Here is a 14061-nt window from a genome sequence, read left to right as displayed (position 1 = left end):
TATGTTTTTTACTAACTGTATAAATTTTGAGGTGCTTTCTAAACTTATTTTATATTTTTTGAGTTGAGCCAGTCCTGATAAGCTTTTGCATTCACCGCGTGCTCTTCTGCACTTGCTGTAAACTTATGATATCCAAATCTTGCTGGGTCAGCACACATAAATATATAATTGTTGTTTTCAGCATTTAAAACAGCATCTACTGAATTTTTATCCACTACGCAGATAGGCCCCGGAGGAATCCCAGCATTGGCATACGTGTTATAAGGTGATGGTGTAGATAAATGCTTATATAATACCCTTTTTATAGGTTCTTTAAAATTAGTCTGCTTATTGATTGCATAGATTACCGTAGGATCAGACTGAAGCTTCATTCCTTTTCTGTAACGGTTTAAATATAATCCGGCAATCGTTTTCATTTCATCCTTTTTTCCTCCGGATTCCTTATAAACAATAGAAGCCAAAGCATAAATCTGATCTCTTGTAAGGCCAGACTGCTGTTCTTTGTTTTTTCTTTCGCTCGTCCAGAAATCATTATACTGATTCTCGAACTTGGAAAAAAATTCTCTTGGGCTTACCGTCCAGAAAAAATTATAAGTATCAATGAAAAAATACTTTTTTAAATCTTCAACATTTTTATAGCCTTTCTCCTGCGCAACGGCATCCAGATCATTCACAAAATGCAGTGAATCAATTTCTGTTTTTTTAGTCACCTTACCGATCATTTGATACATATCCCCAAAATCACCGATTCTGTAAGAATTTGCGGCTTGGTTACCTGCTTTGATCATATTGACAAGGTTCTTGTTGCCTGTTCCCCTTTCGATATGATAACGCCCTGCTTTAAAATTGGTATCAAGACCTTTCTCTTTAGCTACCGCTTCAAATGACTCCCTGTCTTTAATATAAGGAGCAATAGAGTCTAGGATCTGTTTAAAGCCTGCTCTGTGAGGAATCAGGACATAACCGTCCTTTTCTACATTATTCCCTAAATATTTATTATAAAATCTCAAACCAAAAAATCCTGCGACTACAAAAATCAGCAGAATGACAATGAGAATTGCTTTTTTCATTCTTATAAATGTTGATTAAAAGTTTTTTGTTTTTAAAGAAGATCTGTCTTACCTCTAAAAACTTGCTTTGCAGGACCTTCCAGCCAAATGTTCTGGAAAGCATCACCGCTTTTTTCAGCATATACTTTAAGATTTCCGCCTAAAGTTTTAACTTTTACAGAGGTTAGATTATGTTTTTGCAGAAAAGTTAAAGCAGAAGCTGTAACTCCTGTTCCACAACTGTAAGTTTCGTCCTCAACGCCTCGTTCATAGGTTCTTACAAAAATCTCATTATCGGAAATTTTTTCTATAAAGTTCACATTGATTCCTTTTTCTTTATATTTTTCAGAATTTCTGATGCCATATCCTTCGCCATACACGGGATAATCCTTCAGATTTTCTACATATTTTACATAATGTGGAGATCCGGTATTCAGAACGAAGTCATTTCCGTCATGTGAAACGGTATCTACATTGATCATTTTTAATTTAATGATTCCGTTATGGATTTCAGCTTCATGTTCGCCGTCTGTTGCAATGAATTTGCATTTATCTTCAAAAATGTCCAGGAAAAAAGCAAAAGCAACAAGGCATCTTCCTCCGTTTCCGCACATGGTGCTTTCTCCTCCGTCGGAATTGTAGTACACCATTTTGAAATCATAGTCAGGATCGTTTTCCAATAGAATAAGACCGTCAGCACCAATTCCGAAGCGTCTGTCACATAATTTTTCAATAATGTCTTTATCTTTAGTAAACTGCAGATCACGGTTGTCTACCATTACAAAATCATTTCCTGTTCCCTGATATTTATAAAATTCCATATTTTTTTGTTAAATGAAGCAGCAAAATTACTATATTTTAAATGAAAAACGAACAGTGTTAACTGTTCGTTTTGTTATTTATAATCGTTTTATCTAAAGCCTCCGCCACTGCTTTGCTGTCTGCTGGAACTGTTGGAACTGCTGCTTTGGCTGCCTGAGCTGTTTCTGAATCCACCACCGGAAGATTCTGATCTGCTGCTGCTGCTGCTTCCGGAATTTCTGAAACCACTGTTATTCTGGCTTCCCTGGTTGCTCTGATTGCCGCTGCTTTGATTTCTGAATCCGCTGTTACTGTTGGAGTTTCTGAATCCGCTGTTGTTTTGATTACCCTGATTGTTTTGAGAACCACTATTTTGGTTTCTGAATCCACTGTTGCTGTTGGAGTTTCTATTATTATTGAATCCTCCGCTATTATTATATGAACCGTTACTGTTCGTTGTACGTGTATTCTGGAATCCGTTTTGAGGTCTTGAAGAAGAAGAAGATCTTCTTTCTACATAGACTTTTCTTCTGGAGTTATTATAATTGTCATAGTAATAAGGAATTCCATTATCATAGTAGTAATTAACGTTGTTTCTGTAATAATAGCCGTCATTACCATAATATCCTCCATTTCCGTAATATCCGGAAGGAGCATAATAATACCCATTGTTATAGTAAGGATCACCATAACCGTAACCTCCATTATTGCTTCCGTATCCGTCGGTATATGCTAAACAAGATGTTAAACTGGTAATAGCAAAAATACTGACTGCTATTTTAAATAAATTTTTCATGACTTTATTGTACTTTTTTTTCTTTAAAACTTTTTTTCCAATTGACGTATCCTAAGATAGCCATTATAGTAAATACCAAATATTGCACCGAAGTGATTCCAAGTCCCTTAAAAATCATCATAGGAATGCAAATTAGATCCCCGATAATCCAGAAAATCCAGCTCTCAATGCGCTGTTTGGCCATCAACCACATTCCTACCAAAAATATTGAGGTTGTGAAAACATCCATCCAGTTTGCCCAGTCCAGATGATACAATCCGAGACTGGTTCCTTCCATCGAAAATTGATTATCAATATAAGGTTTGTAATAGTAAATAAGGGTAACAAGTGCCAGACTCAGTATAAAAAGCAAGCCGGCATAGATCCATTCTTTTTTGAGAGCCCAGGTGACATCAACATGAATATGATCTTCTGAATTCCTGGCCCATAAAATCCATCCGTAGATACTCATTACAGTATAATAAACGTTGATCAGGCAGTCTCCTAGCAGACCGAAATTGAAAAGAATATAAACATAGATCAGCGTAGAAATAATGCCGGTAGGATATACCCAGATGTTCTTTTTTATCGAAAAATACACACTCAGAGTTCCTAAGATGGCTGCCGAAGTTTCCAACATAATCTGTAAAGTATCATAGCCTTCATAAGGCTTTATGAAAAGATCATATAAATTCATACCCTCAAAAATAAAGAAATTTTACTTTTTTTTAGAAGTTCCTTACAGGTTATCAAATATAATAATGTTCCTGCAAAGTTTCCCGATTTGTGAAAATTCAATGAGGAAGTGATGATTATTGAGAAATTCTGTTTATTTAGGACGGTAAAGAAGTTGTAAGATTATAATGACATTACCGACGTTTTCAAACTACAACCATCATGATATATCTCTACATTCTTTTTTTTTGTAAGAATATAGATTACGGCATATTTGTATTATTACTGACTTCCTGGTTCTGTGGTTGAGAATCAGAACGGGAAAACTTCATGTTGGTGAAATACTATGAATAAGGTGCTGGTCAGGTTTTTAAAGTCTTTAATGTAAAATAAATGATGAAATTTTAACGATTAACGTGAGAGTTTCTAAATTTTTTATATTTTCGTAAATCCTTAATAAATAAAAAAACATGTCGAAAATTTGGGTTAAAAAGCCACTAAGTGCCTATGAGGCAGATATGAAGAAAAGTGAGCTGAAAAAAGTCCTTGGAAAATGGAGTTTAACAGCAATTGGAGTGGGTGCTATCATCGGTGGTGGAATCTTTGTTCTTACGGGAACGGGAGCCTATTATCATGCAGGACCAGCACTTGCCATTTCCTTTATCATTGCAGGTATTGCCTGTGTTTTTGCTGCATTATGTTATGCAGAGTTTGCATCCATTATTCCTGTAGAAGGTTCAGCTTATGCTTATGCGTATGGAACTGTAGGAGAAATTTTTGCATGGGCCATGGGGTGGTGCCTCATCCTCGAGTATGCCATGGCGAGTATGGCCGTTTCCGTGAGTTGGTCCGGATATTTTAACAAGTTTTTGAAAATTTTTAATATTCATTTACCTGCCTATCTGACATCGGATCCTTCAAGTTATACCGGAGATGGTTTTTCAATGAACCTGCCTGCATTCATTCTTGTTCTTTTAATTACAGCATTATTGGTAAAAGGGACTAAAGAAGCAGCAGGAGCTAATAACCTGATCGTATTAATGAAAACTTCTGCCGTTATCTTTGTAATTATCGCTGGGGTGTATATTATTTTCTCTAATACTGATCTTTATAACGCTGTAGATGGTGTTAAAAACTGGAAGCCTTTTATTCCAGATCCAATACAGATTAAAAACTCTGAAGGTGATCTGGTCTCCGCTTATGGTATTAAAGGTATTATTTCCGGAGCAGCCGCTATTTTCTTTGCTTATATTGGTTTTGATGCTGTTTCTACACAGGCTGGAGAGGCTATTAATCCTAAAAAAGATGTTCCTTTTGCAATTATTGCTTCATTATTAGTGTGTACGGCTTTGTATATCTGTGTATCTCTTGTATTGACAGGGATGATGCATTATACAGACTTTAATCCTGAAGGGAAATATCCTGATGCTATTAAAGCTCCTGTAGCGTATGCTTTCGAAATTGCCGGAAAACACTGGGCGAGTAACGTTGTCACAATTGCAGCTACTGTAGGATTAATTTCTGTAGTAATGGTAATGATGATGGGACAATCAAGAATATTCATCGGAATGGCAAAAGACGGATTGATTCCTAGATTCTTTGGTGATCTTCATCCAAAAACAAAAACCCCTTATAAAGGAATTATTTTGCTAGGAGTTGTAGTCGCATTGATCGCTGCATTTACACCAATTTCGACATTGGCAGATATGACAAGTTTCGGAACCCTGTTTGCGTTTACACTGGTTTGTATTGCTGTTTGGGTAATGAGAAAAAAAGAACCTAATTTGATCAGACCTTTCAAAGTTCCTGCTTATAAAATAGTAGTCGCATTGGGTGTATTCATCAATATTTACTTGATCTTTAACCTAAGTGCTCATGCATTGGAACTTTCCGCAGTATGGTTGTTCTTAGGAGGTTTAGTATACTTCCTTTACGGAAAATCAAACAGTAAATTGAACAATCCTGAAAAATATCAGAACCAAGATTAATAATAATATAAACCGCTTCGGCGGTTTTTTTTGTCCCAAAGATTATAATATGAAAAATATTTTCACCCTTTTATTTCTGTCCTTAGGACTTACTGCATTTTCCCAACAGGTGGAAAGCCTTGAAACAATTCTTACTGATAAAATCAGTATCAGAGCGCTTGAGTTATATGACAATAAGGTCTGGTATAGCGGTACAGATTCCAAATTCGGGTTTGTAGATCTGAAAGATTATAAAAATCAGAAGCAGATAAAACTTTCCGAAGATAAACTTCAGTTCAGGACGTTGGCACAGGATAAAACCTCTTTCTATGCCATCAACATTGAAAGTCCTGCTTACTTCTTTAAAATTGATAAAAAAGATCTGAAATCACAGATTGTCTTTAAAGATACTGCTAAAACGGCTTTTTATGATGCTTTACATTTTGTAAAGGATGGATACGGGATAACGTTCAGTGATCCTGATAAAAATCTTTTGATGAAGCTGGCATTGTTATTCCCTCATAAGAAAATGTACGAGACATGGAATCCTCCAATGGGTAATCACGAGAAAGTAAAACTAAAGGAAGGTGAAGCCGCATTTGCCGCCAGCAATACCAATATTGCTTCCTACAAGGACATCCTCTGGATTGCAACAGGTGGGAAGGCTTCCAGGATCTTTAAGCAGAAAGTATTGGACTGGAAGATTATTGAAACCCCTTTCATTCAGGGAGAGTCTTCACAGGGAATATATTCCATCGATTTTTTTGAAGACCATTTCGGGATTGCTGTAGGAGGTGATTATACAAAGCAAGATGCCAATATCAATAATATTGCCACCACAAATGATGGTGGTGAAACCTGGCAGATTCAGGCTTCAGGGCAGAATGCAGGCTATACAACCTGTGTGAAAATAAAACCGGGTTCCAAAGGGAAAGAGATTGTTGCAGTGGGAGACAAACATATCAGCTATTCCTCTGATTTTGGGAAGATATGGAAGAAAATTTCTGATGAGAAAGGCTTCTTTGTCTGCCAATGGATTGATGGTAACAAGGTTGTTCTTGCCGGAAATAATAAAATTGCTGTTATGAAATTAAAATTTTAAATAGCAGAGATAGAATTTATCACTATTGGTCAAAAGCCTGATCATACGTATTTAGACTCATTATAAAATAGAACCTAATATAATTCATAGGTTAAAATTCATAACTTATGGTTAATTTTGTAAGATGAAATTTTAATGAGGTAAAATTTCATACCCTTATAAAATTTTAATTTTCAAAATGAACTCTTTAATAGATAAGTATAATATTCCCGGACCACGTTACACTTCTTATCCTACCGTTCCATATTGGGATGAATCAACATTTTCACCGGAAAAATGGAAGGAAACCGTAATCAGGTCTTTTCATGAGAGCAATGCAGAGGAGGGAATTTCTATTTATATCCATTTACCTTTCTGTGAGGCTTTGTGTACGTTCTGTGCATGCCATAAGCGTATTACAAAACAACATAGTGTTGAAGTTCCTTATCTGGAAAGTGTTTTAAAAGAATGGAAATTATATCTTGATCTTTTCAACGAAAGACCTAAACTGAAAGAATTACACTTGGGAGGCGGTACTCCTACGTTTTTCTCTCCTGAAAACTTAAGAACATTGTTAGAAGGAATCTTCTCAACAGTAGACATTGCAGAACACCCGGAATTTTCTTTTGAAGGACATCCTAACAATACCACAAAAGAACATCTTCAGACATTGTATGATCTTGGTTTCAGAAGAGTAAGTTTTGGGGTTCAGGATTATGATCCTAAAGTTCAGAAAGCAATCAACAGAATCCAGCCGTTCGAAAACGTAAAAAACGTTACTGAATGGGCCAAGGAAATCGGGTATAGAGGAATCAGCCATGATCTGGTTTTCGGATTGCCACACCAGAATTGGGAGGCTATGGAACACACGATCAGAAAGACAATGGAATTGAAACCTGATAGATTAGCTTTTTATTCTTATGCACACGTTCCATGGGTAAAAGGAGTGGGACAGAGAGGTTTTGATGAAAATGACCTGCCAAGCGGTGAAGAAAAACGCCGTTTGTATGAAGATGGTAAAAAACTTCTTCAGGATTTAGGATATATTGAAGTAGGGATGGATCATTTTTCTCTTGAACATGATGATCTGTACCAGTCTTTGATTCATAAAAAACTTCACAGAAATTTCATGGGCTATACTTCAAGTAAAACCCAGCTGATGGTAGGGCTTGGTATGTCTGCAATATCAGATTCATGGTATGCCTTTGCACAGAATGTAAAAACTGTGGAAGAATATCAGAAGATGGTTGAAGAAGGTGAAATTCCTGTTGTAAAAGGACACGTTCTGAGTAAAGAAGACCTGATCGTAAGAAGACATATTCTGAATCTGATGTGTCAGCTTGAAACCACTTTTGATATCAACAACTCTTTCCCTGAGCTTGAAAATGCACTGGAAATGTTGAAAGAAATGGAAAATGACGGGTTGGTTGAGATCAACGGAACTGAAGTTAAAATTACAGAAGCCGGGAGAGCATTCACAAGAAATGTGGCAATGGTTTTTGACCTAAGAATGATGAGGAATAAGCCGGAAACAAGAATTTTCTCAATGACAATATAAAACAAAAGCGGTTCAGATCTGAACCGCTTTTTTATTGATTTATGGGTTTATTTTATTTAAACACAAAGTTCGAAAAGATTTTATAATTTGATTTATCTTTTTGTTCGCAAGCCCATTGTGTTTAGTGAAATTTTTTTGCTTAGTGAAACACCTTGGCGATCCTTTTTCATAGAATTTTAAAAACCTTTGCGTTCCATTTGCGTTTACATCCAGGTATTACTATTTAATAATCAATTTCTGACTGTAAGATTTCATTTCTCCGGATTTTAGATTGATATAATATACTCCGGCAGGGATATGGGAGATATTAATACTTTTACCATTCGTAATCTGATTGGTTTCCAGTACTTTTCTTCCTTCCGCACTGATGATTTCCAGGGTTGCTTTTTTATCTTTCATACCCTCAACAAAAATCTCTTTTGAAGCAGGATTAGGATAGATTTTAATGCTGGCTAACGTATTTTCCTGAGTAGCCAGAGTTCCCGTTGATATTTTAAAGATTTTTCCACTGTTCACGGCGGCTACATATAATCCTTTTTGATAGTCTTCTCCGAAAGTAGAAAAGTTATTTCCGGAATAAGGAGTCGTCCAGGTGATGGCATTATTGCTATCCAACATTCCAATTTGGGTAGAACAGTAATCTGCGAAGAAATATTTTCCCTGAAGTGAAGGATATTGAGTTCCTCTGTAGACATAACCGCCCGTTATAGAACATTTTCCTCCGGAATGATCATAAACTGCAATAGGAAAGGTCATGGTAGACTGTGCAGCGCATCCTGCTGGATTGTAAGAATCATTTCCTTCATAACAGCGCCATCCATAGTTCAGGCCAGCCTGAGTAATCGGCATTTTGTTGATTTCCTCAATAGCTCCTTGTCCTACATCGGCAATCATTGCATTTCCGGTAGTCAGATCAAAAGAGAATTTCCATGCATTTCTGAGGCCATATGCCCATATTTCATCGGCACCAGCTACTCCGGCTCCTGCAAAAGGATTGTCTGGCGGAATATTGTAAGGACCAGTAGCATCTACATCTATTCTCAACATTTTTCCAAGCAGAATATTTTTGTTTTGAGCATTATTGTTGGGGTCGCCACCACTTCCTCCGTCTCCGGTGATGATCCATAGTTTTCCGTCAGGAGCAAAATGAATGCTTCCTCCGTTGTGATTGTCGAATGGTTTGGGAATATTCAGAAGGATTTTTTCTGAATCGGGATCGGCAACATTGGGATCTGTTGAACTTACACTGTACCTTGCGACGATAATATTTCCTGAAGGATTGTTATAATACACAAAAAAATATCCGTTAGCAGGATATTGAGGATGAAATGCAAGGCCAAGAAGGCCTCTTTCGCCACCAAAAACAATTTTCGTTCCGATATTCAGGAAATTAATGGGATTAATTGTCCCATTGGGTTGAATAATTTTAATGATACCGTTCTGTTGTACAACAAAAAGCCGGCTGTCATTGGCGTTCGTAATCTCTACAGGACTGGTAAGTCCCGTGGCAAATTCTTCCAAATTAAGGCTTTGAGAATTAACAATTAAGGAAGAAAAAGTACTGATGCAAAAAAGTAGTTTTCTCATAATATTGTGATAGTTAGTGTGTTGGTGAAGTGAATGAAAATTTTATACCAATCATATTTTGAAAACTTCATTATGATAGCATGAAAAAATTGTTAAATCTTAAATAGAAATCACAATACCAATATATCTGGAAATAAACCATTTCTGTTGTTAAAAATTCATAAAATACAAGAAAATCATTATATTTGCCGACTTAATTTAACGTAGTTATAACAAAATGCAAGGAAAAGGACTTATTACAATTGTCGCTATTGTACTAGGGTTGATTTGCTTAAACGAGCTATTACCAACATGGTACGCCAGCAAAATTGAAAAGCAGGCAACTGCTATTGCAGGAGACAATCCGGAGAAGTATCAAAAAGAAATCGCAAGACTTTCTAAGGATACTTTGAATTTAGGATTCACAAAACTTTATTACACTAAAGCCAAAGACAAGGAAATGAAACTTGGTCTTGACTTGAAAGGAGGGATCAACGTTCTTTTGGAGATTAACCAAAGAGATCTTGTGAATGATTTAACCAATTATTCTACAAATCCTGTTCTGATTGAGGCTTTAAACAAAACTGATGAAGCACAGAAGAATTCTACAAGACCTTACATCGACAATTTCTTCGAACAGTTCGATGTAATTAACAAAGCTAAAGGAACAAACCTTAAGTTGGCAGATCCGGAAATTTTCGGAAACACAACCCTTACTGAGGTGAAGTACAACACTCCTGATGAGCAGGTGAAAAGCATTGTTAAAAGAAAAATTGATGCGTCTGTAGGAACAGCTTTTGAGGTTATCAGAACGAGAATTGATAAGCTTGGAGCCATCCAGCCAAACGTTCAAAGAGTACCTGGTACGGCAAGGATTTCTGTGGAGATGCCTGGTATGAAGGATATCGACAAAGTGAAGAAAATGCTTCAGACTTCCGCAAAACTTCAGTTCTGGGAAGTACAGCAGGTTCCTGAAATTGCACCTTATTTCCAAACGTTGACCACTATGGTTGCTGCAAAAGGAGATTCTATGGGAGTAGCAAAAAATGTGAACTTCATGAGCCTTTTACAGCTTGACAAATTAAGAACGAATGGTGTTGCTAACGTAAAATTATCTGATACTGCAGTTGTAAATAAAATTTTAAACAGCAAAGTAGGTCAGTCTTTACGTCCGGCTAACATTAAATATACACAGTTCATGTGGGGTTACAAACCTGAAGCTACAGATGCTGAAAGCTTAGTATTGTATGCAATCAGAGGTAACATTAACCAAAAAGCTCCGGTAGACGGTGCTGTAGAAACTGCAAATATCAGCTACGACGAACTAAGCAGAGTAGTGGTAGACATGCAGATGGACTCCAAAGGAGCAAAAGAATGGAAAACATTAACGGAGAAAAACGTAGGGAAACCTGTTGCAGTAACTCTTGATAACAGAGTATACACCGCTCCAAACGTTGTAAATGCTATCCCTAACGGTAGAACTCAGATCTCTGGTAACTTCTCTCAGGAAGAAGCTAAAGAATTAGTAGATGTTTTAGGGGCTGGTAAATTGCCTGCAGGAGCAAAAGTAGTTCAGGCTACCGTTGTAGGTCCATCTTTAGGGCAGGAGGCTATTGACTCTGGTTTAATGTCGTTTATTATTGCATTCGCAATTATTATTGTTTATATCATTTTCTACTACGGTGGAGCTGGTGTTTATGCGGTAATTGCAATGGTAATCAACTTATTCTATATTTTCGGTATTATGGATTCGGGTGACTTTACCCTTACGCTTCCAGGTATCGCGGGTATCGTTCTTACGATGGCAGTTGCGGTCGATACGAACGTTATCATTTATGAAAGAACCAAAGAAGAATTATTTGCAGGAAAAAGTATTCTTGAAGCCTATAAAGATGGTTTCAAACATGCATTGAATGCGATTATTGACGGTCACACGACAACATTCTTAACGGCGGTTGTATTGTTCTTCTTCGGAACAGGACCTATCAAAGGTTTTGCATTGACGTTAATGATCGGTATTTTAATGACCTTGTTTACGTCCGTATTGCTTTCAAGAGTAATGATCTTCTCAAGATTAAATAAAGGGAAAGGACTTTCTGTTTGGACTCCGGCTACGAAGAATCTATTCAGAAATACATGGATCGATTTCATTGGAAAGAGAAAATATGCATACATTGTTTCTGCTGTTCTTACAGTTATTTGTATCATTTCAATTGCAACTCACGGTTTCAAATACGGTATCGACTTTACCGGTGGTAGAAACTATGTGGTAAGATTTGATAAAGATGTAAAAGCTGAAGATGTTGAAGACAAATTAGTAGCATTATTCAAAACGGAAGATGGTAAAAACTCTTCTGTAGAAGCTAAAACTTTCGGAAACAATAAGCAATTAAAGATTTCTACAGATTACCTTATCGAAGATGAATCTTTAAAAGCTGACCAGATTATTGAACAGAAATTATTTGAAGGTTTAAAATCAAACTTACCGGCAGGAACTACATTGAAAGATTTCAAATCTGCTGATAAAGACCACGCAGGAATTGTTTCTTCTGAGAAAGTAGGACCTTCTGTAGCTGATGATATTCAGACTCACGGTATCTATGCGGTATTAGCTGCATTAGCAATGATCTTTGTCTATATCTTGGTAAGATTTAGAAAATGGCAGTTCTCCCTTGGAGCGGTTGCTGCTCTATTCCATGATGCGGTAATTATTTTAGGAGCATATTCATTGCTTCACAAATATATGCCATTCAACATGGAGATCAATCAGGATTTCATCGCTGCGATTCTTACGGTATTGGGATACTCAATCAACGATACGGTAATTATCTTCGACAGAATTAGAGAATACCTGAGAGAGAAAAAATCTTTAACATTAGCAGGTCTTTTTGATGACTCTATTTCAAGTACATTAGGTAGAACATTCAACACCTCATTTACTACGATTTTGGTTATCCTTGCCATCTTCATTTTCGGTGGTGATAACCTGAGAGGATTCATGTTTGCAATGTTAATTGGTATTGGATTCGGTACTTACTCATCTATCTTTGTTGCGTCTGCAATTGCTTACGACTTCCTGAAAACAGGAAAAGAAGAAGAGGTACATGGAAAGTCTACTTCTGCAAAAGAAGAGCTAGCTTCAAAGTAATACAAACTACAATAAATTAGTAAAGACCGTTTCAAAAGAAACGGTCTTTTTTTAAGGTCAAAGTCAAAATTACGATCAGCTATTTATGATCCTACTGGCTTTACATTTTTTTAGTATTCATATTAACTATTCATAATTTAGAATCATTATTTTCCAGATTTGATTAATTTTGCACCATCATGGAAAATTCAAAGAAAAAAGCAGCTATAGGCTTTATATTTATTACTTTACTGATAGATATTACAGGATGGGGAATCATCATTCCCGTTGTTCCTAAATTGATTGAGGAGCTCATTCATGCAGATATCAGCGAAGCTGCAAAATATGGTGGCTGGCTGGGATTTGCCTATGCATTTACCCAATTTATTTTCTCTCCGCTTGTCGGAAACCTGAGTGATAAATACGGACGAAGACCTATTATTCTGATTTCTCTTTTTGGATTTGCGGTAGATTATATCTTCCTTGCCTTAGCTCCTACCATCTGGTGGCTGTTTTTAGGAAGGGTTATTGCCGGAATTACGGGTGCCAGTGTCACAACGGCCAGTGCCTATATCGCAGATATTTCCACTGATGAAGACAGAGCCAAAAATTTTGGACTGATAGGGGCAGCTTTTGGTCTTGGATTTATTATAGGACCTGTTCTGGGCGGAGTTCTTGGACATTATGGTGCCAGAGTTCCTTTCTATGCTGCAGCAGGTTTATGTTTACTTAATTTCCTTTATGGGTATTTCATCCTTCCTGAAAGTTTGGATAAAGATAAAAGAAGAGAATTTGACTGGAAGCGAGCCAATCCTATAGGTTCATTTAAGTTTTTAGGGAAACACCCTGAAATTTCCGGAATGATCGTTTCATTGATATTAATTTATATTGCAGGTCACGCTGTACAAAGTAACTGGAGTTTCTTTACCATGTATAAGTTCGGCTGGACGGAAAGAATGGTGGGAATCTCATTAGGAGTTGTAGGACTATTGGTAGGCCTTGTACAAGGTGGTCTTATCCGGTGGACAACACCAAGGCTGGGAGAGCAGAAAAGTATTTATTACGGATTGGCTTTCTATGCGGTAGGAATGTTGTTGTTTGCTTTTGCATCAGAAGGCTGGATGATGTTTGTATTTTTGGTGCCTTATTGTTTAGGAGGAATTTGTGGACCGGCTTTACAGTCTGTCATCACAAAAAGTGTTCCTTCCAATGAACAGGGAGAGCTTCAGGGAGCATTGACGAGTTTGATGAGTGCTACCTCTATTATCGGACCTCCGATGATGACGAATCTGTTTTACTATTTTACCCACGATGAAGCACCATTCAAGTTTTCCGGAGCACCTTTCTTTTTAGCATTTATTTTAATGGCTGCCAGCGTAGTGATTACGTATTCTGCTTTTCAGAAAAAAAGGAAAGATGGAGTTGATTTAGCATCGAAAAAAGATTTTCATTAACAATAGAT

The 14061-nt window shown here is 36.8% G+C and carries 10 protein-coding genes; 5 read left to right on the top strand and 5 right to left on the bottom strand.

Features of this window, described 5'->3' with window-relative positions:
- Positions 1–44: 44 nt before the first annotated feature.
- From mltG to pnuC, 4 genes are all read right to left on the bottom strand, one after another.
- Positions 45–1070 carry an endolytic transglycosylase MltG gene (gene mltG, locus ODR02_RS01330; protein ID WP_209785156.1) on the bottom strand — a complete coding sequence of 342 codons (1026 nt, stop codon included), beginning with the start codon at positions 1068–1070 and terminating at the stop codon, positions 45–47.
- 32 nt (positions 1071–1102) lie between these two features.
- A complete protein-coding gene (gene dapF / locus ODR02_RS01325) occupies positions 1103–1870 on the bottom strand; it encodes a diaminopimelate epimerase (protein WP_309511400.1) in 768 nt (255 codons plus the stop codon).
- 89 nt (positions 1871–1959) lie between these two features.
- Positions 1960–2646 carry a hypothetical protein gene (locus ODR02_RS01320; RefSeq protein WP_309511399.1) on the bottom strand — a complete coding sequence of 229 codons (687 nt, stop codon included), beginning with the start codon at positions 2644–2646 and terminating at the stop codon, positions 1960–1962.
- 4 nt (positions 2647–2650) lie between these two features.
- Entirely contained in the window at positions 2651–3322 is a 672-nt protein-coding gene (gene pnuC / locus ODR02_RS01315; protein ID WP_309511398.1) for a nicotinamide riboside transporter PnuC, read from the bottom strand.
- Positions 3323–3770: 448 nt separating this feature from the next.
- Between pnuC and ODR02_RS01310 the strand changes: the two genes are divergently transcribed.
- The 3 genes from ODR02_RS01310 to hemN all read left to right on the top strand — a co-directional run bounded on the left by ODR02_RS01310 (position 3771) and on the right by hemN (position 7906).
- A complete protein-coding gene (locus ODR02_RS01310) occupies positions 3771–5288 on the top strand; it encodes an amino acid permease (protein WP_209785152.1) in 1518 nt (505 codons plus the stop codon).
- Between the two features lie 49 nt (positions 5289–5337).
- Entirely contained in the window at positions 5338–6369 is a 1032-nt protein-coding gene (locus ODR02_RS01305) for a glycosyl hydrolase (protein WP_309511397.1), read from the top strand.
- 178 nt (positions 6370–6547) lie between these two features.
- Positions 6548–7906, top strand: a complete 1359-nt coding sequence (gene hemN, locus ODR02_RS01300) for an oxygen-independent coproporphyrinogen III oxidase (protein WP_309511396.1) — start codon at positions 6548–6550, stop codon at positions 7904–7906.
- Positions 7907–8125: 219 nt separating this feature from the next.
- On the opposite strand, the gene ODR02_RS01295 is transcribed toward hemN, so the two are convergent.
- Entirely contained in the window at positions 8126–9493 is a 1368-nt protein-coding gene (locus ODR02_RS01295) for a PQQ-dependent sugar dehydrogenase (protein ID WP_309511395.1), read from the bottom strand.
- Between the two features lie 217 nt (positions 9494–9710).
- On the opposite strand from ODR02_RS01295, the gene secD reads away from it, so the two are divergent.
- Together secD and ODR02_RS01285 are read left to right on the top strand one after the other, a co-directional pair.
- Entirely contained in the window at positions 9711–12620 is a 2910-nt protein-coding gene (gene secD, locus ODR02_RS01290) for a protein translocase subunit SecD (protein WP_209785148.1), read from the top strand.
- 179 nt (positions 12621–12799) lie between these two features.
- A complete protein-coding gene (locus ODR02_RS01285; RefSeq protein ID WP_309511394.1) occupies positions 12800–14053 on the top strand; it encodes a TCR/Tet family MFS transporter in 1254 nt (417 codons plus the stop codon).
- The last annotated feature ends 8 nt before the right edge of the window (positions 14054–14061 follow it).

It is taken from the genome of Chryseobacterium sp. CFS2, from assembly GCF_036543225.1.
Lineage (GTDB): Bacteria > Bacteroidota > Bacteroidia > Flavobacteriales > Weeksellaceae > Chryseobacterium > Chryseobacterium culicis_A.
This window is presented reverse-complemented; position numbering and strand designations above follow the sequence as displayed.

Bases quoted from the DNA above. Each gene is read 5' to 3' on its own strand.
- mltG (WP_209785156.1), bottom strand. From the start codon at position 1,070: ATGAAAAAAGCAATTCTCATTGTCATTCTGCTGATTTTTGTAGTCGCA.
- dapF (WP_309511400.1), bottom strand. From the start codon at position 1,870: ATGGAATTTTATAAATATCAGGGAACAGGAAATGATTTTGTAATGGTA.
- ODR02_RS01320 (WP_309511399.1), bottom strand. From the start codon at position 2,646: ATGAAAAATTTATTTAAAATAGCAGTCAGTATTTTTGCTATTACCAGT.
- pnuC (WP_309511398.1), bottom strand. From the start codon at position 3,322: ATGAATTTATATGATCTTTTCATAAAGCCTTATGAAGGCTATGATACT.
- ODR02_RS01310 (WP_209785152.1), top strand. From the start codon at position 3,771: ATGTCGAAAATTTGGGTTAAAAAGCCACTAAGTGCCTATGAGGCAGAT.
- ODR02_RS01305 (WP_309511397.1), top strand. From the start codon at position 5,338: ATGAAAAATATTTTCACCCTTTTATTTCTGTCCTTAGGACTTACTGCA.
- hemN (WP_309511396.1), top strand. From the start codon at position 6,548: ATGAACTCTTTAATAGATAAGTATAATATTCCCGGACCACGTTACACT.
- ODR02_RS01295 (WP_309511395.1), bottom strand. From the start codon at position 9,493: ATGAGAAAACTACTTTTTTGCATCAGTACTTTTTCTTCCTTAATTGTT.
- secD (WP_209785148.1), top strand. From the start codon at position 9,711: ATGCAAGGAAAAGGACTTATTACAATTGTCGCTATTGTACTAGGGTTG.
- ODR02_RS01285 (WP_309511394.1), top strand. From the start codon at position 12,800: ATGGAAAATTCAAAGAAAAAAGCAGCTATAGGCTTTATATTTATTACT.